The sequence below is a fragment of the Bradyrhizobium sp. BTAi1 genome, assembly GCF_000015165.1.
GTDB lineage: Bacteria > Pseudomonadota > Alphaproteobacteria > Rhizobiales > Xanthobacteraceae > Bradyrhizobium > Bradyrhizobium denitrificans.
The window spans coordinates 2923943-2946394 of record NC_009485.1 but is presented as its reverse complement, the minus strand read 5'-3'; the positions used below and the strand labels follow the sequence as shown (position 1 = coordinate 2946394).

At 65.1% G+C, this 22452-nt stretch carries 16 protein-coding genes; 7 read left to right on the top strand and 9 right to left on the bottom strand.

What is annotated here, in order from left to right:
- Positions 1-10 precede the first annotated feature (10 nt).
- The 4 genes from BBTA_RS38150 to BBTA_RS13225 all read right to left on the bottom strand — a co-directional run bounded on the left by BBTA_RS38150 (position 11) and on the right by BBTA_RS13225 (position 6584).
- Positions 11-1906 (bottom strand): methyl-accepting chemotaxis protein, encoded by a 1896-nt coding sequence (locus tag BBTA_RS38150; RefSeq protein ID WP_168167891.1) that lies wholly within the window; start codon positions 1904-1906, stop codon positions 11-13.
- A 1281-nt stretch (positions 1907-3187) separates the two neighbouring features.
- Positions 3188-4135: an NAD(P)H-binding protein gene (locus BBTA_RS13240; protein WP_012042991.1), complete on the bottom strand. Its 948-nt coding sequence runs from the start codon at positions 4133-4135 to the stop codon at positions 3188-3190.
- Between the two features lie 344 nt (positions 4136-4479).
- Complete coding sequence (locus BBTA_RS13230) at positions 4480-5328, bottom strand: VOC family protein (RefSeq protein ID WP_012042990.1); 849 nt, start codon at positions 5326-5328, stop codon at positions 4480-4482.
- The gene (locus BBTA_RS13225; protein WP_012042989.1) at positions 5325-6584 is read right to left on the bottom strand and encodes a Glu/Leu/Phe/Val dehydrogenase; all 1260 of its coding nucleotides are present in this window, start codon (positions 6582-6584) and stop codon (positions 5325-5327) included. The genes BBTA_RS13230 and BBTA_RS13225 overlap by 4 nt, the downstream gene beginning before the upstream one ends.
- 205 nt (positions 6585-6789) lie before the next feature.
- Between BBTA_RS13225 and BBTA_RS13220 the strand changes: the two genes are divergently transcribed.
- Positions 6790-7683 carry a sugar kinase gene (locus BBTA_RS13220; RefSeq protein WP_041750613.1) on the top strand — a complete coding sequence of 298 codons (894 nt, stop codon included), beginning with the start codon at positions 6790-6792 and terminating at the stop codon, positions 7681-7683.
- Between the two features lie 29 nt (positions 7684-7712).
- Positions 7713-8621, top strand: a complete 909-nt coding sequence (gene rbsK, locus BBTA_RS13215; protein WP_012042987.1) for a ribokinase — start codon at positions 7713-7715, stop codon at positions 8619-8621.
- On the opposite strand, the gene BBTA_RS13210 is transcribed toward rbsK, so the two are convergent.
- Positions 8618-9853, bottom strand: a complete 1236-nt coding sequence (locus BBTA_RS13210) for an NAD(P)/FAD-dependent oxidoreductase (RefSeq protein WP_012042986.1) — start codon at positions 9851-9853, stop codon at positions 8618-8620. The genes rbsK and BBTA_RS13210 overlap by 4 nt on opposite strands.
- A 113-nt stretch (positions 9854-9966) precedes the next feature.
- On the opposite strand from BBTA_RS13210, the gene BBTA_RS13205 reads away from it, so the two are divergent.
- Complete coding sequence (locus tag BBTA_RS13205) at positions 9967-10752, top strand: enoyl-CoA hydratase/isomerase family protein (protein ID WP_012042985.1); 786 nt, start codon at positions 9967-9969, stop codon at positions 10750-10752.
- An 8-nt stretch (positions 10753-10760) separates the two neighbouring features.
- Here BBTA_RS13205 and BBTA_RS13200 read toward each other — a convergent pair whose 3' ends face one another.
- The gene (locus BBTA_RS13200; RefSeq protein WP_012042984.1) at positions 10761-12467 is read right to left on the bottom strand and encodes an IlvD/Edd family dehydratase; all 1707 of its coding nucleotides are present in this window, start codon (positions 12465-12467) and stop codon (positions 10761-10763) included.
- Between the two features lie 89 nt (positions 12468-12556).
- Entirely contained in the window at positions 12557-13375 is an 819-nt protein-coding gene (locus tag BBTA_RS13195) for an NAD(P)-dependent oxidoreductase (protein WP_041750612.1), read from the bottom strand.
- A gap of 88 nt (positions 13376-13463) precedes the next feature.
- Between BBTA_RS13195 and BBTA_RS13190 the strand changes: the two genes are divergently transcribed.
- Complete coding sequence (locus tag BBTA_RS13190) at positions 13464-14432, top strand: SMP-30/gluconolactonase/LRE family protein (protein ID WP_012042982.1); 969 nt, start codon at positions 13464-13466, stop codon at positions 14430-14432.
- A gap of 127 nt (positions 14433-14559) precedes the next feature.
- Here BBTA_RS13190 and BBTA_RS13185 read toward each other — a convergent pair whose 3' ends face one another.
- Together BBTA_RS13185 and BBTA_RS13180 are read right to left on the bottom strand one after the other, a co-directional pair.
- Positions 14560-15990, bottom strand: coding sequence for an aldehyde dehydrogenase family protein (locus BBTA_RS13185; protein ID WP_012042981.1), 1431 nt, complete (start codon positions 15988-15990; stop codon positions 14560-14562).
- Positions 15991-16500: 510 nt separating this feature from the next.
- The gene (locus BBTA_RS13180; protein ID WP_012042980.1) at positions 16501-18870 is read right to left on the bottom strand and encodes a transketolase; all 2370 of its coding nucleotides are present in this window, start codon (positions 18868-18870) and stop codon (positions 16501-16503) included.
- 140 nt (positions 18871-19010) lie between these two features.
- On the opposite strand from BBTA_RS13180, the gene BBTA_RS13175 reads away from it, so the two are divergent.
- The 3 genes from BBTA_RS13175 to BBTA_RS13160 all read left to right on the top strand — a co-directional run bounded on the left by BBTA_RS13175 (position 19011) and on the right by BBTA_RS13160 (position 22337).
- The gene (locus BBTA_RS13175) at positions 19011-19472 is read left to right on the top strand and encodes an Lrp/AsnC family transcriptional regulator (RefSeq protein WP_012042979.1); all 462 of its coding nucleotides are present in this window, start codon (positions 19011-19013) and stop codon (positions 19470-19472) included.
- Positions 19473-19918: 446 nt separating this feature from the next.
- Positions 19919-21022 (top strand): ferredoxin, encoded by a 1104-nt coding sequence (locus BBTA_RS13165; protein WP_012042978.1) that lies wholly within the window; start codon positions 19919-19921, stop codon positions 21020-21022.
- A gap of 55 nt (positions 21023-21077) precedes the next feature.
- On the top strand, positions 21078-22337 hold the full coding sequence (locus BBTA_RS13160; RefSeq protein ID WP_012042977.1) for a 2Fe-2S iron-sulfur cluster-binding protein: 1260 nt from the start codon (positions 21078-21080) through the stop codon (positions 22335-22337).
- Positions 22338-22452: the final 115 nt, after the last annotated feature.

The window sequence follows — 22452 nt, the reverse complement described above, 5'->3', positions numbered from 1 at the left end:
TTGACACGGGTCAGAGCGCCCGGACACCGCGGAGAAAACCGGACACCGCCATTTCCAGCGTCGCGGACTCCGTCTGCAGCGTATTTGCAGCCTGAAACACTTCCTGCGCCATGGCGCCGGTCTTGGTTGCCGAGGACGTTACCCCCGTGATGTTGTCAGCCACGAGCGTAATACCACCCGCAGCCTGATCCACGTTGCGAGCAATCTCGGCTGTCGCAGACCCCTGCTCCTCCACGGCGCTCGCTACGGCAGCGGTCAGTTCGTTCACTTTCGTGATGGTGGCGGTGATTCCGCGGATCGCCGCAACTGTATCCGTGGTTTCGCTCTGCATCGCCGTGATCTGGCTCGAAATTTCCTCCGTCGCCTTGGCGGTCTGGCTCGCGAGGTTCTTGACCTCTGCTGCGACCACGGCGAAGCCGCGTCCAGCCTCGCCGACCCGTGCCGCCTCGATGGTAGCGTTCAGCGCCAGCAGATTGGTCTGCGAGGCGATGCCATTGATCAGGGTGACGATTTCACCGATCCGGTCGGCAGCCTCCGCAAGGCGGTTGATCTTGGTGTTGCACTCCTCCGCCTCTGCGGTTGCGCCCTGCACGAAGGAGGCCGTCTGGGCGACCTGGCGCGATATTTCCTGGATGGACGACGACAATTCGTTGCCGGCTGCCGCAACGGACTGCACGTTGGTGCGGGCCTGCTCGGCCGCGGACGCCGCAGCCTGACTTTGCCCGCTGGTGGCCTCCGCGGTGCCCGACATCGACTGCGACGATCCATGCAACCCGCCGACGCCGCGCTTGAGGTTTTCGAGCACGGTCACGACTGTGCCATCGAATTCCGACGTCAGTTGCTCCATCCGGTTCTGACGCTCCTGGCGGCGGGTCGTGTCGCCTTTTTCCCGCGCTTCCATAGCGATGCGTGCGATCGCACTGTCCTTGAAGATCTGGACCGCGCGCGCCATGGTGCCGATCTCTTCCTTCTGCTCGATGCTGGGAATGGCGACCGACGTGTCCCCATTGGCAAGCGCCGACATGGCGCCGGTGAGCGCGGCGACCGGCTTGGTGATCGCACTGGACACCACGACGCCAAGGACGATGCCGAGGATCGAAATTCCGCCGCCGATGATCGCCAGCCACATCAGAATGGTCTGACGTGAGGTAATCATCGACTGCGACGTCTCCTGCGCGGCGTCAAAAGCCAGCTTGATGACATTGTCACCCAGCGTCTTCATGTTCGGAAGAATATCCTTGAACAGCAGGTCGCTGCGTTCGACCCACTGATAGGCGTCCTTCTCGTAGCCCTTGGCGGCATCACTGAACTTCTTGACCGCCTGCAATTCCTTGTCGCCTTCGGCGGTCTTTTCAAGCGTCGCCAGACGCTCCATCATGAACGCAAAATTCGCCTTCATCTTGCCGAACGTCTCCGCCCGCTGGTTCAACATGTAGCGCTTTTCGTCGGCACGGATGAGATAGGTGTATTCCAGAATATCGCTCGCCGTGGCGGCTTTCTTAGCATCGCCTACGCTGCGGATATAGTCCTTGGCGACCTGCGACGCGGTCTCGCCGTTCTTCTCCAGCAGATCAGTCAGCTTGTCGAGTTCGACAAGGGCTGCGACACCCTTTCGATACAGCTCCGCGTAGGCGGTCGTGCCCTTGCGAGCAGAACGCGAGCGTTCAACGATCGCAGGCCCCCCGGTGCGGTCAATGCTGTCCAGCGTCTTGAGGATGGTGGCGACGTCTTTTTCGGCCGTCTCGAATGCCTCCGCGGCAAGCTTCTTGTTGGAGGTCGATGCGTTGGCATTCAGCAGATAGTTCTTCTCTTGCAGGATCGTTTCGTACGCATAGCGCTCAACATTGGTGGCCTGAACAAGCTCATCGAGTGAGGACTTGATGTTGGAGAGACCGATCGCCGCCACGACGAACATCAAGGCGCCAGTGACCAGCGCCATGGCGACCAGAACGCCTGCCTTGTACTTGATTTTCAGGTCTCTCACGCTCGACATGATCTCTCCAGAATTGGGCATCGACCTTGTTCGGTCACATGCCCGTTGCCACGAGGATGGGCGCAATCCACGTGGATATGAACGGGAGAAACAGCCGCGTACTTAGCCCCAGCATCACACAAATACGGGAATCACGATACTAACCGCTTAAATTTTCCAGCCGTAGCTTTACCGGCTGTTAGTCGATCGGGTGCCGGACGGCAGCTGAAGAACTGCGGCGTCAACCCTTCGAAACGTTGCGGCGCGGCGCGATCCGCCCCCCCCGGACCGATTGGCCACGTTATGAGCCGATGCATCGTCAGCTTTGCGAATTTCGTTCAAGGCCTTTCGGTTGACCCGTTCTGCAGTTCTCAGCCGACAGTCGGAAAAAGGTAAAAGTGGCACATTCAACGATGCCTGCCTGCTCAGCCCGGCGGGCAAATCGCCAGACGCAGATCGCCTACATCGACCGCGCGATCTGCTGCCCTCACACGCTGATCGCGTGATGATTGCCGCCACATCGGCCTGCACTGAAAGACGTATTTCTCCAGCGGGCTCAAACGGATGCCCCGATACGGCTCCGTTGCGCAAGATTTTTCGCTTTCGTTTTACACGAAATCATGATTGTATATCCCCGTTCCGCCTCACCAGAGGGGCGCTTCGCGGTCGTCACGAACGTCGAGTGCGGGATGCGGTGGGCGTGTCGGTGCTGCGCGTGAGGTCTCCTTGCGCGGACGAACGGCAGCGATGCGCACGGTCAAGTCGCGTGGTCCTGGCACCCCGAAGCTGGTGTCACGCCTGTGTCGGCGCTCACGCGCCGCGCGGGCAACGGTGGCCAGAAAGCCCGGCGCACCGAGGAGAGCGCGAAGCAGCCGTCAAAACCATCGCGCGGGGAATGCCGGGTTGCTCTCGGCTGAACCTGTGGTACCTGCCGCCTGCATTTTTTTCCGCAGGCGGGCCATGGGTGCGGCCAGCGCCCGGCATTCCCCGTGCCCTCTTCAAAGAGAGGGCAGGACAGCAGCAAAGCTCGGACGCGACAGCGCGCCGCGAGATCGGGCACTCATGTCTCATCACCATGATTGCGAGATTCACCACCGTGACCACAAATCTCACATCGTCATTGCGAGCGAAGCGACGCAATCCAGGGCTGCACGCGCGACTCTGGATTGCGTCGTCGCTTACGCTCCTCGCAATGACAGGGAGAGAGATCGAGGCTCAGAACACCGCATGATCGCCACGCTCGGCCATGGCCTCGCCGCGGATCAGCTGTGTGTAGTAGTCGAACAGCGTCTCCGAGCCGGTCGAGGGCGTGGCGTCGGCGTCGTAGCGGCCGGTGACGGGGTCGAGCACCAACATGGATTCGGTGGCGTAGTAGCGACCGATGCGGGCGAGCTCGGCCTTGTCGGCGAGCGATGGCGCGATCCGCCCGGCGATGCCGAGTCCTGCGATGATGACGTCCAACAGCGCCACCGGGACGCGCCGGATGTTCGGCTTGCGTCCGAGCAGCGCGAACAGATGCTCCGCCTGCTCGATCGGCGTGATGGCCGGGCCGGGACCGCCGATCGGCAGCACCTTGTTCCAGCGGCGCTCGTCATCGAGGCATCCGGCCAGATAATCGCCGAGGTCGGCGTCGCTGATCGGCTTGCACGCGGTCAGACGGCCGTCGCCGAACACGAGGTAAGGCCGGCCCTGCTTCACCCGCGCCACCTGCCCCGACAGCGATTTGAAGAACGCGGTGGGGCGGACGATCGAATAGGTCAGCCTCTCCCCCTGCCCGATCAGCCGCGCCTCGAACGCCAGCTTGGCCTGCTGGAACGCCAGCAGCGGCTTCTGCACACAGATGGCGGACAGCAGCACGAAGTGCGTGATGCCTGCACGGCATGCCGCGTCCAGCACATTCACATGAGCCTGGTCATCGATCGCCTGGGCATCCCCGGGCACGCCGGTCCGCGACGCCATGCAGGACACCACGGCGTCGAAAGGCTCACCGCGAAAGCCGTCGCGCGCCAGCGAGACGGGGTCGGTCACGTCGCCGATTCTAAGGGCAGCACCCGGGACCTCCACCACGTCGCGGTGCGGACGAATGAAGCAAACCACCTCGTGCCCGCGCGCGACCAGCGCACGCACGGTGGCGCGGCCAATGGTTCCGGTCGCGCCGAGCATGAAGACGCGACGCCGATCAGACGAGGGGACGACAACAGGAGAGATCATCGGCTTGGGCGAGAGGCTGAAACCGCCTCAGTCTATATCATGGCTCGCACATGCGCGGCGTCGAGACTGCCAATGAGAGTCTCGTCATGCCCGGGCTTGTCCTGCCTGCGCGGCCGAAGCCGCTTCGGCGCGGCGAAGGCCCGGGCATCCACGTCGTCCGGCGTGTGCGGTGCAACGTGGATGGCAGGGACGAGCCCGGCCATGACGAGCTGGAGATAGCTGTGCACAGGCCGAGATCTTTGCCTGCAGCCCTCGCGGCATCGGCGCAAGACAGCGCCAATCGCCGTTCGAAGCCATCACTCCGCTGCGCGCGGCGTCTTCTCCAAAATCAGCGTGTGGATGCCACAGGTGCCGCTGTAGAGGCTCATCACCCGCGTGCCCGGCTTGCGGCCGGCGCGCGGCTCGGAGACCTGCAGGCCGGCGGCGAGCAGGCGCGCCCTCGTGGCTTCGATGTCCGCCACGCGCCAGCTCAGGCCCCACAGCTTGTCGTTGGCCTTGTCGTTGCCGGCCACCGGACGCTTGACGACCTCGACGATGAGGTCGCCGCAGCGGAAGAACATCAGCTGGCCCCATTCCTGATGGCTGCGGTCGAGCGCCATGTCGAGGCCGAGCCGCGCGCCGTAGAGCGCGGCGGCCCGCTCGGGGTCCTCGGTCGAGACCACGATGTGGTCGAGACCGAGCACCGCAGAATCGGCGGTCTTCTCCGACATCGGCCGCGGCCCGGCAAGCTCAAGGAAGAACATGCGCACGCCGCGGGTGAGATCGGTCATCGCACGCGTGCGTTTCCAGTGCAGCGTCTGGCCCGAGATACGGTCGGTGTTGTCGACCTCGGCGATCGGCTCCGGCTTCAGCGCCACGCGTTCCAGCCGCCGATGCATCTTGCCGATGTCATCGGTTGCGAAACAAATGCTGGCGAGCCCCTCGCCCCAGATCTTGATGACATTGCGGATACGGTCGGCGGCGGGGCTCTGCCCTGCCGGCGCCATCAGCTCCAGGCTCATATTGTCGAGCGTGAACAGCACGCGGTCGGCGCCCTCGCCCGAGTTCTGCCAGGACGGCTTGCGCGCCAGCAGCGTCTCGAACGCGGCGCTGCCGGCCTGGATGTCCTCGAGCAGGACGACGACGTGGTCGAGGCCGGTGATCACGGAAACAGCCCTCGCGTGTTCTTGGCGTTGCGCACCTTCTCGACGCCGATCGCCATGGCCGCGGTTCGGTGCGAGATGTCGTCGGCCTTGGCCCGCGTCACCATCCGCTCGAAGGCGCGGTCGAGGATCTGGTACTCGCGCCGCATCACCTCTTCTTCTTCCCAGAACAGCTGCTGCAGATCCTGCACCCATTCGAAATAGCTGACGATGACGCCGCCGGAATTGCAGAGAATGTCTGGAATGAGGAAGATCTCCTTGCGGCGCTGGTCGAGCACGAGGTCGGCATCCGGCGTGGTCGGGCCATTGGCAGCTTCCGCGATGACCCGGCATTTCAAGTTCGCCGCCACCTTGGCATCGATGACCCGCTCGACCGCCGCCGGCACCAGGATGTCGCAGGCGAGTGTCAGGATCTCCTTCGGATCGAAGGCAAGCTCGGTGGAGAAGCCGGCGATGCTGCCGTGCTTGCTCGCATGCGCCATCAGCGCGGGAATATCGAGGCCCCTGGCATCGTGGAGTGCCCCGGTATGATCGCTAACCGCAATCACCTTCATGCCCATCTGGTGGAAGCCGAGCGCGGCATAGGAGCCGACATTGCCAAAGCCCTGCACGACCACGGTGGACTTGGCGGGATCGATGCCCAGCACATCCATCACCCGGCGCGAGACGTGGGCAACGCCACGGCCGGTCGCCTCGCGGCGGCCGAGCGTGCCACCGGAGAACACCGGCTTGCCGGTGACGATCTCGGTCACGGTCTGGCCCTGGTACATCGAATATGTATCCATGAACCAGGCCATCACCTGCTCATTGGTGCCCATGTCGGGCGCCATCACGTCGGTGTGCGGGCCGACGAAGGGGATCATCTCCTGCATGTAGCGGCGCGACAGCGATTCGAGCTCGCGCCGCGACAGCTTGGACAGGTCGACGGTCACGCCGCCCTTGGCTCCGCCATAGGGCAGGCCGACGAGCGCGCATTTCCAGCTCATCCAGATCGCGAGAGCCGCGACCTCGCCGATGTCGACGGTCGGGGCAAAGCGGGTGCCGCCCTTGGTCGGCCCCATGGTCAACAGATGCTGGACGCGGTAGCCCTCATAGACGGCAATGGTGCCATCGTCCTTGTGGATCGGACACGAGACGGTGATCGCGCGCTTCGGCAGCAGCAGGCGATCGCGCTCATCGGCTGGGATGCCAAGGTGATCGGCGATCACGTTGAACTGATTGGCGGCCATCTCGAAGACCGGACCCGCATAGACAGTCATCTTCCACTCCCGAATCTGCGCTCCTGCAGGTCGGCAACCATAGCGCGACCCGGCTGCCGGTGGCAGGGGGCCGGCGGTTGCAAGGAGGTGATCTCAACCACCATGGTGACGATTTGACGAAGAATTTCAGCGTTGATCCGCCTTAACCGCTTGCTAATCTGCGGCGCCGGGGCCGCGATCACCCCTTAGTGAGACAGAAATGGCAATGCAGGCCCTTTTCATCGGACAGACCTACATCGACGTTACGTTCATCACCGACCACATGCCGACCGGAGACGAGAAGCACGTCGCCTCCGACTACGCCGTGTCGTTCGGCGGCAATGCAGTCACTGCGGCATTTTGCTGCGCCAAGCTGGGGATCGTTCCGGACCTGATCGCCACCGTGGCGAATGACTGGCTCGGGCGGATGTTCCAGGACATGACGGCGAAATACGGCATCTCCGTACATCCACGGAAGGTCAATGCCTCGTCGCTGTCCTTCATCATGCCGAAGGACGGCAAGCGCGCCATCGTGCGCTGCCGCGACGATGCCCACATCCACCCTTTCCCGCTGCTCAATCTCGGCAATTGCCGGGCGCTGCATGTCGATGGTCACCAGCCTGATGCAGCCATCCATTACGCCAAGCTATGCCGCGAGGCCGGTATTCTGACCTCGCTCGACGGCGGCGGCCTGCGCACCAACACGCATGAGCTTCTGGAATATATCGACGTCGCGATCGTGGCCGAGCGGCTGTGCGAGCAGATGGATCTCACGCCGGAAAAGATGCTCGATTATCTGAAAGGCCGCGGCTGCCGCATCGGCGGCGTGACCCAGGGCGAGAAGGGCCTCTTGTGGTATGATGAGGTCGGCGCGGTGCATACGTTGCCGGCCTACCCGATTCCGCGCGAGCGCGTCATCGATACCAACGGCGCCGGCGACGTGTTCCACGGCGCCTATGTGTATTCGTATCTGGCCAATCCGGCGAAGGGCTGGAAGGAGCATTTCGAGTTCGCCCGCGCGGCCTCGACGTTCAAGATCCAGAAGCTGGGCAACGAGGCCGGCCTGCCGACGCTCGCCGACATCGATCTTGTCAGGCAGGAATTCGAGGCCCGCGTTTAGCGGCTGATCAGATACAAGGGAGAACACCGATGGGGCGCGTCGTCGTCGCCGGCAGCATCAACATGGATGTGGTGGCGACAGCCGAGCGGCATCCCCGCATCGGTGAGACCGTCGCCGGTCATTCGGTGATGTATTTTCCCGGCGGCAAGGGCGCCAACCAGGCGGTATCAGCCGCCAAGCTGGGCGCGCCGACATCGCTGATCGGCCGGCTCGGCCGTGACGCCTTCGGCGAGCAACTGCGCGCGTTTCTCGCCAGCCAAGGCATCGATCTCACCGCGGTGAAGGACAGCGCCGGCGCGGCGACCGGCACGGCGCTCATCACGCTGGCGAAGGCCGACAACACGATCGTGGTCATCCCGGGCGCCAATGCCGAGGTCTCCCCTGAGGATGTCGCGCAGGTCGCGTTGACTGCAAGCGACGTGGCGGTCAGCCAGTTCGAGATTCCCCAAGCGACGATCGTCGCCTTCTTTCGGCAGGCACGCGCGGCGGGCGCGACCACGATCCTCAATCCGGCCCCTGCAAGTGCATTCGACAGCGCGCTGTTCGCACTCATCGATGTGCTCGTGCTGAACGAGACCGAGCTCGGCTTCCTGACCGGCATCGCGCTCGGCGACACACCCACGCTGCCGCAGGTGAGCGACGCGGTTCGCGCGCTGGACCCGCGCGACGATCAGACGGTCTGCGTGACGCTCGGCGCGCGCGGCGCGGTGGCCGTCACGGGCAGCAAAGCGAGGCTGGTCGAGGGCCGCGCCGTGACGGCCGTCGACACCACCGGCGCCGGCGACTGTTTCGTCGGCGCGCTGGCCGCGCGGCTCTCGCAGGGCGCGCCGATCGCCGATGCGATCGGCTACGCCAACATCGCGGCCTCGATCTCGGTGCAGCGGATGGGCGCCGGGCCGTCGATGCCGACAGCAGAGGAGGTCGGCGCGCTGCTCTAGACGAGAGCGCTCTTCAGGTCGAAGCTGGGATCGGCGGCCTTGGCTGCATCCACCGTGCCGCCTGCCGCGAGCAGCTTGCGGCCGAACATGTGATCGCCGGCGCGGTTGACGGATTCGATGCCGACCAGCCGGCCCTCTTTGTAGCAGAATGCGGAGAATGCCTTTTGCGCCGGATCCCCGCGCAGCACGACCTGGTCATAGCCCGTGGTGAGCCCCGCGATCTGCAGCTTGTCGTTGCCTTGGTCGCTCCAGAACCACGGCTGGCCGTCATACGGCTTGACGTCGCCCGTCAGCCGCGCCGCGACGCAGCGGGCATGATCGGTCGCGTTCTGCACCGACTCCAGCCGCAAGGTGCCGCCAAAGCGCGGGCTGGCGAACAGCGCACAGTCGCCGATCGCGGAGATGTGCGGATCGCTGGTCAGCAGGTACTCGTCGACCACGATGCCCGAGGCGACGGCCAGTCCCGCGTCAGCGGCGAGCTCAATATTCGGCAGCACGCCGACGCCGACCACAACCAGATCGGCCGGAATATGCCGGCCGTCGCTCAGGCTGACGCCGGTGACCTTGTTGCCGTCGGCCTCGATGCTGGTGGCCTGCACGCCGAGATGGATGCGCACGCCGGCTTCAGCATGCTGCTTCTGGAAATAGTCGGAAATCTCGGCCGTAACGGCCCGCGCCATCACCCGCGCCCCGAGTTCGAGCACATCGACCTCGAGACCCTTGATGCGCGCGGTCGCCGCGAATTCGAGGCCGATGAAGCCGGCGCCGATGACGACCACCCGCTTGGCCTCGCCGAGCAGACCGCGCAGCGCCTCGCTGTCGTCGAGGATGCGCAGGTAACGCACCGCGGGAAGATTGGCATTGGGGATGTCGAGCAGGCGATTGCGCGCCCCCGTGGCGAACACCAGGTGCCCGTAGCCGAGCGCCTTACCCGACGCGAGCAGCACCTTGCGCTGGTCGCGCTGCACCGAAACGACGCGGTCATGGACCAGGTCGATGGTCTGGTCGGCATAGAATTTCTGCGGCCGGAACATCAGGGTCTCGGGACCGCCGGTGCCCTTGAGATAGGCCTTGGACAGCGGTGGGCGCTGATACGGCAGATGCGCCTCGTCGTTGATCAGATGAATCGGATCGGCAAAGCCTGCCTGACGCAGCGAGGTCGCGAGCTGGAAGCCCGCATGCCCCGCGCCCACGATCACAACCGGTCCGTTCGTCACTGTCCCCTGCCCCATTCTGTCATCGTCCATGCCGACGGAACCGGGTTGTCGCAGACTTCCCCGGCATTGTCACCGTTCCCGGCCTACGGTTTAAATGCGGCAACACCAGCCATACCCGGGAGGAATGAATGTCGGACGCAGTAGCGGAACCTGCCCGCCTCAGCATCAATGGCGCGATCGCGACCATCACACTCGATCGGCCGGCGGCGTTCAACGCCATCAACCTTGCCATCGCCCAGCGCCTGGAGCAGCTTGCGGCGCAGGTCGAGGCTGATCCGTCCATCCGGGTGCTGGTCCTGAAGGGCGAAGGCCGCGCCTTCTGTGCCGGTGGCGACCTGCAGACGATCGGCGCCGCGGCCGAGGCCGACACCATCACGCCGGTGGTGAGCGAGCTGCTGCATCACTACCACGCCTTCATCGCGAGCCTGCGCCGCATGCCCAAGATCGTGCTGGCGAGCGTGCACGGCTCCGCCGCGGGCGCCGGGATGTCGCTCGCTTTTGCCGCCGATCTGTGCATCGCCGCCGATGAAGCGCGCTTCACCCCCGCTTATGCCAAGCTCGGCGTCTCGCCCGACGGCGGCGGCACGGTTGGCGTCGTCGCGACGGCAGGCGTAAGGCGGGCGCTGCAGATCTTCCTGGCCGAGGACAGCTTCACAGCTGCGCAAGCCTATGAATGGGGCCTTGTCGCCAAGGTCGTCTCGGCATCCGAGCTGGCCGCGGCCACCGAGGCGCTGGCGCAGCGTTTGGCGCAGAACATGCCCGCCGGCATCGCGGCCACCAAGGCGCTGATCCATCGCGCGCCGACCAGCACGGTCGAAGACCAGCTCGCCGCAGAACGCGATGCCATCATCAATTGCATGCACACCGGCGAATTCCGCGCCGCCGTGAAGCGATTCACCAGCAAAGGAAAGTAGGACAGCGCTCACCCCTTCCCTTTCCGGCGCATGAAGTCGAAATCGCAGCCGTCGTCGGCTTGCAGGATCGTTTCATGAAACAGATGCGCATAGCCGCGTTCCGCCCAGTCCGGTGTCGTCGCAGGCTTGAGCGCCGCCCGACGCCGATCCAGCTCGGATTGATCGACCAGCAGGTCGATGCTGCGCCTTTCGACATCGAGCCGGATCATGTCGCCGGTCTGCACCAGCGCCAGCGGACCGCCGACCGCGGATTCCGGCGTGATGTGCAGCACGATGGTGCCGAAGGCGGTGCCGCTCATGCGCGCATCGGAGATGCGCACCATGTCCTTGGTGCCGCCGCGTGCGAGCTTCTTCGGGATCGGCAGATAGCCGGCCTCCGGCATGCCGGGCGCCCCCTTGGGCCCCGCATTGCGCAGCACCAGGACGTCATCGGCAGAGACGTCGAGATCGGGGTCATCGACCCGCCTCGTCATGTCCTCGACCGACTCGAACACGACGGCGCGCCCCGTATGCTGCAGCAGCTTTGGGCTCGCCGCGGAATGCTTGATGACGGCGCCGCGCGGCGCGAGATTGCCGCGCAGCACGGCCAAGCCGCCCTCCGGCTTGATCGCGTCGTCGCGCGCGCGGATCACGTCCTGCCCTGGCACATCCTCGGCGGCGGCGACGATCTCGCGCAGCGACTGGCCGGTGATCGACCGGCAATCGAGATCGATGAGATCGCCGAGTTGCTTCATGAGCTTCGGCACACCGCCGGCGTGGTGGAAGTGCTCCATGTAGTGCTCGCCGGACGGCTTGAGATCGACCAGCACCGGAACCTCGTGGCCGATGCGGTCGAACGCATCGAGGTCGATCTTGTGGGGGGTCCGGCCGGCGATCGCGGTCAGGTGCACCAGACCGTTGGTGGAGCCGCCGATGGCTTGCAGCACCACCTGCGCATTCTTGAAGGCCGCCGGCGTCAACAGCTCGCTCGGCTTCGGCCCCTTGGCCTTGGCCAGTTCAGCCGCGACCCGACCGCTCGCTTCGGCCGATCGGAAACGCTCGGCATGGGGCGCCGGGATCGTCGCGCTCATCGGCAAGGACAGACCGAGCGCCTCGGTGATACAGGCCATGGTCGAGGCCGTGCCCATCACCATGCAGGTGCCGACAGACGGCGCGAGCCGGCCGTTGACCGCCTCGATCTCGCTGTCGTCCATCTCGCCGGCACGATATTTGGCCCACAGGCGCCGGCAGTCGGTGCAGGCGCCGAGCACCTCGCCCTTGTGATGCCCGACGACCATCGGCCCCACGGGAATGACGACCGTGGGCAGGTCGGCAGACACTGCCGCCATGATCTGCGCTGGCAGCGTCTTGTCGCAGCCGCCGATGACGACCACGGCATCCATCGGCTGGGCGCGGATCATCTCCTCGGTTTCCATCGCCATCAGGTTGCGCAGATACATCGAGGTCGGATGCGCAAAGCTCTCCGCGATCGAGATGGTCGGAAACACGAAGGGCATCGCGCCCGAGAGCATGACGCCGCGCTTCACCGCCTCGAGGATCTGCGGCACGTTGCCGTGGCAGGGATTGTAGTCGCTATAGGTGTTGGTGATGCCGACGATGGGTCGATCGAGCGCGTCGTCGGAATAGCCGGCCGCCTTGATGAAGGCCTTGCGCAGGAACAGCGAGAATCCGGCATCGCCGTAAGCGGTCAGTCCCTTGCGCAGGCCGTCGGTCATGTCAGTCTCGTGTCGTTGTCTGTTCTTGTTGTTCTTGGTCACAGGAGCCATTCCGGGGCGCGGTTGCCCCGGAACGCCAAAAAAAAGGATCAACCCCAGTCGATGATCCGGCTGGTATCGCCATCGAACTCGGTGGTGCAGAACGTGCCCCCCTGGAAGTAGTCGCCGATCGGATCGGCGGGCAGCTTGGCCTGCTCGGCAAGGGCATGTTCGCGGAAATCCTCGGCCCGACCGGTCGGACGGTAGCCGAGATCATAGGCGCGCTGATTGTCCCACCAGGCGCGCTCATTCAGCGAAGCACCATAGAGCACCTCAAAATGAATATCCGGATGCTCGAGCCCGATGCGGCAAAGCTGGACCAGATCGTCCGGCTTCAGCCAGATCGACAGACGCCGCCGATCGAGCGGCTTGTCGCCGAAATTGCCGATGCGGATGCAGGTCACCTTCAGCCCGTGCTTGTCGGCATACAGCGAACCGAGCGCCTCGCCGAACACCTTGCTGACGCCATAGCGACCGTCGGGGCGCGGCTGCACGTCGTTGTCGATCTTGCGATGTCGCGGATAAAAGCCGACCGCGTGGTTCGACGATGCGAACACAATCCGCTTGACTCCCTTGCGGCGGGCGGCCTCGAACAGGTTGTAGCCGCCGATAATATTGGCCTGCAGTATGTCGTTCCACGGGCCTTCGACCGAGTAGCCGCCGAAATGGATGATGCCATCGACGCCCTCGCACAACGCCTCGACCTGCGAGAGGTCGGCAAGATCGGCCGCCTTGAAGGTTTCCTGGCTGGAGAGGTCGGCCGGCGGCCGGAGGTCGCTGAGCAAAAGGTCCGGATAGATCGGCGGCAGCAGCTTCCGCAAGGAACTGCCGATTCCACCGCTCGCACCGGTCATCAAGATACGTGGCATTTCATCCCTCGTTTTCGGCCCGCAGGTTTGCGGCCGTGGCGGTCCAATGATAGCAGAGATCGCAAAGGCGCAATAACGGGACGGGACAATGTCCGACGGAAACGCTCATGCCCAGGGCTGGCGCCCTGCGACCTTCTATCCTGACCCGGCGATCCAGGCGCTGGACCCACGCTTCGAAAAATACTGGCTGAAGCTCTCGGCGGTCGAACGGCTGGCCACCGGGCTGCGCTGGGCCGAGGGGCCGGTGTGGTTCGGCGACGGACGCTACCTTTTGTGCAGCGACATCCCCAACCAGCGCATCCTCAAATGGGAGGAGGAGACCGGCGCGGTCTCGGTCTTCCGCAAGCCCTCCAATTTCGCCAATGGCAATACCCGCGATCGGCAGGGCCGGCTCGTCACCTGCGAGCATGGCGGGCGCCGCGTCACCCGCACCGAATATGACGGATCCATCACCGTGCTGATCGACAGTTTCGACGGCAAGCGGCTGAATTCGCCGAACGATGTTGTCGTGAAATCCGACGGTTCGATCTGGTTCACCGATCCGACCTTCGGCCTGCTGGGCAATTACGAGGGCTACAAGGCCGAGCCCGAAATCGACGCTAACGTGTACCGGATCGACGGCGCCACCGGCAAAGCGACGGTTGTCGCCGACGGCGTACTGGGGCCGAATGGGCTGTGCTTCTCGCCCGACGAGCGCATCCTCTACGTCGTCGAATCCCGCGGCGTGCCCAACCGGAAGATCCTCGCTTATGACGTCTCCGCCGACGGCACGACGCTCGCCAACAAACGCGTCCACATCGATGCCGGGCCTGGCACGCCGGACGGCATGCGCTGCGACGTCGACGGCAATCTCTGGTGCGGCTGGGGAATGGGCAGCCCCGAGCTCGACGGCGTCATGGTGTTCGCTCCCGACGGCGGCCCGATCGGCCGCATCGCCTTGCCCGAACGCTGCGCCAACCTGTGCTTCGGCGGCCTCAAGCGCAACCGCCTGTTCATGGCGGCCAGCCAGTCGATCTACGCGCTCTACGTGAACACGCAGGGGGCGCTGGGGGGATGACTGGCCGTCCTTGCGAGGAGCCCCCGGGGTCTCGCCTCCGGCGAGCCCAAGGGCGGGCTCCGCGAAACAATCCAGACTTTCTTTTGGCCCTGGATTGCTTCACTGCGCTCGCAATGACGGAGACCGATCAAGCCGCGTTGTAGCCGGCGACCGCCTTGACCTCGAGATACTCCTCAAGACCGAACTTGCCCCATTCGCGGCCGTTGCCGGACTGCTTGTAGCCGCCGAACGGCGCGGTGCGGTCGTTCGGGACGCCCTGCAGGTTGACGTTGCCGGCACGGATCTTGCGGCCGACCTCGCGGGCCTTCTCGATGGTCGGGGCGGAGACGTAGCCGGCGAGACCATAGGGCGTGTCGTTGGCGATCTTCACCGCCTCAGACTCGTCCTGCGCGCCGATGATCACGAGCACCGGTCCGAAAATCTCCTCGCGCGAGATGGTCATGTCGGGCTTGACGTCGGCGAAGATGGTCGGACGCACATAGAAGCCCTTGTTGACGCCCTCGGGCAGGCCCGGACCACCGGCGACGAGGGTGGCGCCCTCCTCGATGCCCTTGTTGATGAGCGCCTGGATCTTCTCCCACTGACCACGATTGACGACCGGACCGATCGTGGTGCCCTCCCCGCGGGGATCGCCGGCCTTGGTCTTGTCGGCGACGCCCTTGGCGATCGCGGCCACTTCCTTCATGCGCGCGGCCGGCACGATCATGCGCGACGGCGCGTTGCAGGACTGGCCGGAGTTGTTGAACATGTGCATGACGCCGCCGGTCACCGCCTTGACCAGATCGGCGCCCTCCAGGATCACGTTCGGCGACTTTCCGCCGAGCTCCTGGCTGACGCGCTTCACCGTCGGCGCGGCGCGCTTGGCGACGTCGATGCCGGCGCGGGTCGAGCCGGTGAACGAGATCATGTCAATGTCCGGATGCTCGCTCATCGCGGCACCGACCTCCGGGCCGAGGCCGTTGATCAGGTTGAACACGCCCTTCGGCACGCCTGCTTCATGCAGGATCTCGGCGAAGATCAGCGCCGAGGTCGGGGTGAACTCCGACGGCTTCAGGATCATGGTGCAGCCCGCGGCCAGCGCCGGCGCCACCTTGCAGGCGATCTGGTTGAGCGGCCAATTCCAGGGCGTGATCATGCCGACCACGCCGACCGGCTCGCGCACCACCACGGAGGCGGGCAGCGTCTCCTCGAACTCGTACTTCTTCAGCACGTCGAGCGTCGACATCAAGTGGCCGAGGCCGGCGCCGGCCTGCAGCTTCTCGGCCATCGGCAGCGGCGCGCCCATCTCGTCGGAGACGGCAGCGCCGATCTCCTTCATGCGGCCCTTGTAGATCGCGATGATCTTCTCGAGCAGTGCGACCCGCTCCTCGCGCGAGGTCAGCGAGAAGGTCTCGAACGCGCGGCGGGCGGCGGCGACCGCCTTGTCCACATCGGCCTTGGAGCCCAGCGCAACCTCATACATCGCCTCTTCGGTCGCCGGATTGACCACCGGCGTGGACTTCTTGACGACCGGATCGACCCAGGCGCCATCGATGTAGAATTGCAGGCGATTGACCATCGGAAAACCTCTTCACGTCGGAAGCATATGGGAGGGGCGGGAGCGTGCGGGCCAGCACCCTGGCACGAACGGTCCGCAGGTTGAACCCGCCACATGCGGGGACCGGGGTTGCGGATGGCTCGGATATAGGATCAACGCCACGACCGGCGCAAGCCAAGCGCCCGCTGCATCTTGACGCCATTTCCTTTTGCGCTGCAGCAAAACACGGCCTGACCGGAAGGTTTTCCGGCTCCCAGAATTCCAGTTCAACCGCGGCCGGTCGCCGAACATACGCAGATTCATTTTGCGATGTGTGAACTGGTTCACAACCGGGCCCGATCGTCCCGGCTAATCTCTCCCCATCGGACACGCCGGCTCACCGAGACGCTGCCGGAAACGCTTTCATGACGAATGACTTCGTCAGGTTTTATTGAAGCCGCTTTTTAGCACCTAGCCCTTTTAACCCAAGTTGCGACGCCGTCTCCTTCATCCAGGTGAGGGAGACGGCGCATCTGTTTGTGCCGCGCGCCGCTACACCGCCATTTTCCGATGGCGCACCGGCGCGCCGGTCAGGCTTTCCGCCGCATCAATGATGGCATTCGCATCCATGCCGTTGTGACGATAGAGATCGTCGATCGTGCCGGTCTGGCCGAACGTCTCGACCCCCAGCGCCTCGACGCGATGGCCACGGACCGAGCCCAGCCAGCCCAGCGTCGCCGGATGGCCGTCGATGACGGTGACAATGCCGCAATCGCGCGGCAGCGGTGCCAGCAGCTGCTCGACATGACTGAGATGCTGCACACCGCGGCGATGCCGCCGCAGGCTGCGCGCCGCGGTCCATCCGGCATGCAGCCGGTCGGCCGAGGTGATAGCGAGCAGGCCGACGTCGCGCCGCGACTCGCCGATCAGCCCGGTCGCCTCGATCGCCTCCGGCGCAACCGCGCCGGTATAGGCGACGATCACCTCCGCATTCGGGCCCGGCTTGCGCAGCCAATAGGCGCCGGCGGCGATGTCGGCTTCCAGCTCCGGCGACATGATCCGCTGCGGCTGGTCGATGGTGCGGGTCGACAGCCGCAGATAGACCGAACCGCCCTCGCCCGGCGCGGCTTGCATGTGGGCAAAGCCCCATTTCATGATCGCGGCGAGCTCGTCGACGAAGGCCGGCTCGAACGACGACAGTCCGTCCTGCGCCATGCCGATCAGCGGCGTTGCGATCGACTGATGCGCGCCGCCCTCCGGTGCCAAGGTCACGCCCGACGGCGTCGCCACCACCATGAAGCGCGCATCCTGATAGCAGGCGTAGTTCAACGCATCGAGGCCGCGCTCGATGAAGGGATCATAGAGCGTAACGATCGGCAGCAGCCGCGCGCCGTTGATGGCATGCGACAGGCCGAGCGCGGAGGCCATGATGAACAGGTTCATCTCGGCGATCCCCAGCTCGATGTGCTGGCCCTTCGGCGAGGCCGCCCAGTTGAAGGTCGACGGGATCCTCTCGCTGCGGAACAGGTCGGCCTTCTCGGCGCGAGCGAACAGCCCGCGGCGGTTGACCCAGGCGCCGAGATTGGTCGAGACGGTGACGTCGGGCGACGAGGTCACGATGCGTGAGGCCATCGCGCTATCGCTGCGGGCGAGATCGTTGAGGATGAGGCCAAAGCCCTGCTGCGTCGACATCTGCGCCGCGGCCGTGAAGGTCAGTCGCCCCGGCACGTCGAGCACGGCATCGCTCAGGCGGCGACCATCACGGTTGAACGGCACCGACGCCAGGAACGACTCCAGCATCGCCGCATCCTGCTTCAGCCCTTCGAACTTGTCCCACTCGTGGCCGGGGCGGATGTTCTGCTGGGCGCGCCATCTCTCCATCTGCGCGACCGTCATCAGCCCGGCATGATTGTCCTTGTGGCCCTGGAACGGCAGGCCGACGCCCTTGATGGTGTAGGCGATGAAGCAGACCGGGCGGTCGTGGTCGATGGACTCGAACGCCTCCAGCATGCTCGCCATGTCGTGGCCGCCGAGATTCGACATCAGCGCCAGCAGCTCGTCGTCGCTGCGCCGGTCGAGCAGCCGCGTCACGTCGCCCTGGTCGCCGATGTCGTCCTGGATGTGCTTGCGAAAGGCCGCGCCGCCCTGGAAGCACAGCGCGGCGTAGAGCGCGTTGGGACAATTGTCGATCCAGCGCCGCAGCGCCTCGCCGCCGGGCTCGGCGAAGGCCTCACGCATCAGCCGGCCGTATTTCACGATCACCACGTCCCAGCCGAAGTTGCGGAACATGGTCTCGAACTTCTCCCACAGGCCCTCGCGCACCACGGCGTCGAGGCTCTGGCGGTTGTAGTCGACGATCCACCAGGTGTTGCGCAGGCCGTGCTTCCAGCCTTCGGCCAGCGCCTCGAAGATGTTGCCCTCGTCCATCTCGGCATCGCCGACCAGCGCGATCATGCGGCCTTCGCGGCGGTCCTTCATCCAGCCATGCGCCTGCACATAGTCCTGCACCAGCGACGAGAACAGCGTCTGCGCCACGCCGAGGCCGACCGAGCCGGTCGAGAAGTCGACATCGTCGACGTCCTTGGTCCGTGACGGATAGGACTGCGCGCCCTTGAAGCCGCGGAAATTCTCCAGCTTCTCGCGGCTCTGCCGGCCGAACAGATATTGGATGGCATGGAAGACCGGGCTGGCATGCGGCTTCACCGCGACGCGGTCCTCGGGGCGCAGTACCGAGAAATACAACGCCGACATGATGGTCGCGAGCGAGGCCGAGGATGCCTGGTGTCCGCCGACCTTCAGGCCGTCGATGTTGGGCCTGATATGGTTGGCGTGGTGGATGGTCCAGGACGACAGCCAGAGCACCTTGCGGGTCAGCGCGTTCAGGATGTCGAGACGGTCTGACGAGGCGGATGGCTTGGCCATGGCGCTGCTCCCGGCGGGTCGTGGTGGATTCGTCAAGCTTAATCCCGCCGGCCCGGCCAAAATTCTCAATTTTTCGCGCACGATCCGACATTATTGGGATATTTTCCCATCAATCTGCCAGTTTTACCAAAATGATCCCAATGCCCGATCTCGACGCCATCGACCGCAAGATCCTCGGCCATCTCCAGGCCGACGGCCGCATCACCATGCAGGAGCTCGCCGACAAGGTTGGCCTCTCGGTCTCGCCGTGCCACCGCCGCGTCAAGCTGCTGGAGGAGCGCGGCGTCATCACCCGCTATCTCGCGACCGTCGACCAGAAGGCACTCGGGCTGCACGTCTCCGTCTTCATCTCGATCAAGCTGGCTCGGCAGAAGGAGGAGGATCTCAAGCGCTTCGAAAAGGCGATCTCCGCCTGGCCCGAGGTGCTGGAATGCTATCTGATGACCGGCAATCGGGACTATCTGCTGCGCGTAGTCGCGGCCGATCTGTCGTCTTACGAGGCGTTCCTGAAATCGAAGCTGACGCGGCTCGACGGCATCGCCTCGATCGAAAGCAGCTTTGCGCTCAGCCAGGTGAAGTACTCGATCGCCCTGCCGGTGTGAGCCGCGCCACCTCCGCAATCTCTGCCGTCGTTGCCGGGAGCACGCAGGCGCGGCCTTGATCTTGCCGGAGGCGTGTCACAGCAAGGGTCGTCATTGATCCAGATCAAACGCCCGCGGAAATGCACATCGATATCGATCAAATGCTTGATGTTCCTGGATTTGATCCAGATCAAACGGCCGCAAGCCAACCGCAGCATGGCCCAGACACGTCCATATTGGCCGTCAAAAAGCGCCACATCTCGCCGTCAGATTCTGCACCACAGCATGCGCTGAGACACGAGCGAACGGGATCGCCGGACTAACAAGTCCAGATCCGGGGCTCGTGCGGTCGGCGCGATCGTGAAGAACAACACGCGTCCTGGAAAGCAATGCCAAACAACAGCGCCCAACGTTCGTCCCGACACGACTACACTTCGCATCATGGAAACGCCCGGCCGCTCGCTTATGTGGCCGTGAAAGTGGCTCCCGCGCGGTATCAGCCGGCGGCACAGCCCGGCAGCCGCAGCACCGGACGGGCCGAGCGACGGTTCTGGCTGACGATGCAGACGGTCATGTTGATCGTCGGCGTGCTCCTGGTGAATCTGCTGCTGTTCTTTCCTCCGCTCGGCATCGCGCTGATGTGGAATCTCCTGATTCCGATCGCGCCGGCGCTGGTGACGATCTCGCCGGGCCTCTGGCGCAACATCTGCCCGATGGCGACCTTCCATCTGCTGCCGAACAAGATGGGCATCTCGCAGAACATCCGGATGCCGGAATGGGGCGCGGCGACCTTGGCGGTGATCGGCGTGACCCTGCTGTTCATCGTCGTGCCGATGCGGCGCATCGGGCTGAATGTCGACGGTCCGCTGACGGCGCTGATGCTGCTGTCGGCTGCGTTCATGGCGTTCGCAATGGGATCGGTGTTCGAGATGCGTTCGGGCTGGTGCACCTCGCTCTGCCCCATCCACCCGGTCGAGCGTCTCTATGGCACCAACCCGGCGCTCACCTTCAAGAACGCCCGCTGCAATATCTGCGAGGCCTGCAGCAATCCGTGCCCGGACTCGACGCCCGAGCTGACGCCGACGGCGGGCGTCCCGACCAAGGTGCAGCAGTTCCTCGGCAACTTCCTGATCGGCAGTTTTCCGGGCTTCGTCTGGGGCTGGTTCCAGGTGCCGGACTATCCGCCGCAGCAGGTCGGACATGCCGAGATCATCACCGCCTATGTCTGGCCGTTCGGCGCGGCCATCATCAGCTACATCCTCTTCAAGATTGGCGAGCATGTGCTGCGCTACAAGCCGGCCAGCCGCACCAGGATGCATCGCATCTTCGCGGCGGCCGCGATCAGCACCTACTACTGGTATCGCCTGCCCGGCCCGGCCTCGCTGCTGCCGGACTGGTTTCCGCTGGTCTCACATCTCGTCACGACGCCGTTCTTCTTCTGGTTCCTGGTGCTGCGTAACCCGAAGGTGAGCTGGCTGAAGCGGCCGGTGATGGCCTCGAACTATTGGTCGAGCCGGTTCGAGAGCACCGCCAACAAGAACCTGATCCGCGTCTCACCCGGCAAGGCGTGATCCCGCGGCTTAAAGCCTTCCCACAGTCTCAGCGTCATCGATCGAGGAGTAGCCCATGTCGAACTTCAGGACCGTCACCGTCAAAGGCCGCCAGTTCCGCGTCCGCGCGGGTGACGTGCTGCTCGACGGCGCGCTGGCCAACGGCGTCGAAATTCCGTTCGACTGCCGCGCCGGCACCTGCGGCACCTGCATGGTTCACGTCGCCAAGGGCCAGACCGTGTGCGGGGAGACGCATACGCAGGGCATGATCTATGCGTGCCAGGCCCGCGTGGTGTCGGACCTCGACGTCGAGGTGGAGGACGTGCCGGAGATCGACATCAGCAAGGCACGGCTGGTGGGCCTGCGCGAGGTCGCGCCCGACATCATGGAGCTGATGATCGCACCCGAGAAGAGCATCAGCTATCTGCCGGGTCAGTACTTCAAGTTCACCTTCGCCGGCTATCCGGCGCGCGCCTACAGCCCGACGGCGTCGTTCGACGGCCGCATCGGCGGCCGCGTCATCCATCTCAACATCAAGAAGGTGCGCGGCGGCCGCGTGACGACCGCGCTCGGCAGCGGCATCCGCCCGGGGCACCGGCTGCGCATCCAGGGGCCCTATGGGCATGCGTTCCTGCGTCCAGGCGGCGCCGGCCGGCTGATCCTCGCCGGCAGCGGCACCGGCTTCGCGCCGATCTGGGCCATCGCCGCCATGGCGCTGCGCGAGAACCGCAATCGGCCCATGGTGATCATCGCCGGCGCCAAGAAGCTGCCGCAGCTCTACATGACGCCGATCCTGGCGCAGCTGGCGCGGCTGCCGAATGTCACGATCATTCCGACCGTGGAGGAAGGCCCGATCAACCATCCCTCGATCCGCACCGGGCGCATCGAGCCGCAGATGCCGACACTGACGGCCTCCGATGTCGTCTATGCCTGCGGCTCGCCGCGCATGGTCACGGCGCTCGCCGGCATGGTCGAGAAGGCCGGCGCGACGTTCTATGCCGACCCGTTCGACTCCGCCCCGCCGGAGGCGCCGTCCGGCCTGATCGGCCGCATCAAGACCTTGGTGGCACGGCGTCCGGCCGAGGCGGAGCCGAGCCGCGACAGCGGCAAAGGCCGCGAACCCTCGGTCGATCCGTTCGAGCGCGCGCTGTCGCTGGTGCCCAAGGACCCGATCGACGACGATCTGGGCCTGCGCCGTCCCGAACCGCGGCGTAGCACGGCCGCCGAGCGCGACCATGCGCTGTCGCTGGTGCGCGAACGGGCGCTGGCCGATCCCGCACAATTGCAGGAGCGCCCCCGTCGCGCCGCCGGGCAGACGGCGTCAGGGCTTGTGTGACGGGCCGACGGCGGCAGCTCGACGTCCGCCGTCACTCCGTGACACTGGCGCGAGCATGAGCGGACATCGGGCCGGCAGAGCCCTGCAGCGGTCCTTCGAGACGCCCGGCGGGCTC

Bases quoted from the DNA above. Each gene is read 5' to 3' on its own strand.
- BBTA_RS13185 (WP_012042981.1), bottom strand. From the start codon at position 15,990: ATGGTCAATCGCCTGCAATTCTACATCGATGGCGCCTGGGTCGATCCG.
- BBTA_RS13240 (WP_012042991.1), bottom strand. From the start codon at position 4,135: ATGCTCGGCGCGACCGGAACCATTGGCCGCGCCACCGTGCGTGCGCTG.
- BBTA_RS13195 (WP_041750612.1), bottom strand. From the start codon at position 13,375: ATGCCACGTATCTTGATGACCGGTGCGAGCGGTGGAATCGGCAGTTCC.
- BBTA_RS13225 (WP_012042989.1), bottom strand. From the start codon at position 6,584: ATGACTGTCTATGCGGGTCCGGTCTTCGAGATGGCCGCCAATCAGTTC.
- BBTA_RS13210 (WP_012042986.1), bottom strand. From the start codon at position 9,853: ATGGGGCAGGGGACAGTGACGAACGGACCGGTTGTGATCGTGGGCGCG.
- BBTA_RS13175 (WP_012042979.1), top strand. From the start codon at position 19,011: ATGCCCGATCTCGACGCCATCGACCGCAAGATCCTCGGCCATCTCCAG.
- BBTA_RS13205 (WP_012042985.1), top strand. From the start codon at position 9,967: ATGTCGGACGCAGTAGCGGAACCTGCCCGCCTCAGCATCAATGGCGCG.
- BBTA_RS13220 (WP_041750613.1), top strand. From the start codon at position 6,790: ATGCAGGCCCTTTTCATCGGACAGACCTACATCGACGTTACGTTCATC.
- rbsK (WP_012042987.1), top strand. From the start codon at position 7,713: ATGGGGCGCGTCGTCGTCGCCGGCAGCATCAACATGGATGTGGTGGCG.
- BBTA_RS13190 (WP_012042982.1), top strand. From the start codon at position 13,464: ATGTCCGACGGAAACGCTCATGCCCAGGGCTGGCGCCCTGCGACCTTC.
- BBTA_RS13160 (WP_012042977.1), top strand. From the start codon at position 21,078: ATGTCGAACTTCAGGACCGTCACCGTCAAAGGCCGCCAGTTCCGCGTC.
- BBTA_RS13180 (WP_012042980.1), bottom strand. From the start codon at position 18,870: ATGGCCAAGCCATCCGCCTCGTCAGACCGTCTCGACATCCTGAACGCG.
- BBTA_RS13200 (WP_012042984.1), bottom strand. From the start codon at position 12,467: ATGACCGACGGCCTGCGCAAGGGACTGACCGCTTACGGCGATGCCGGA.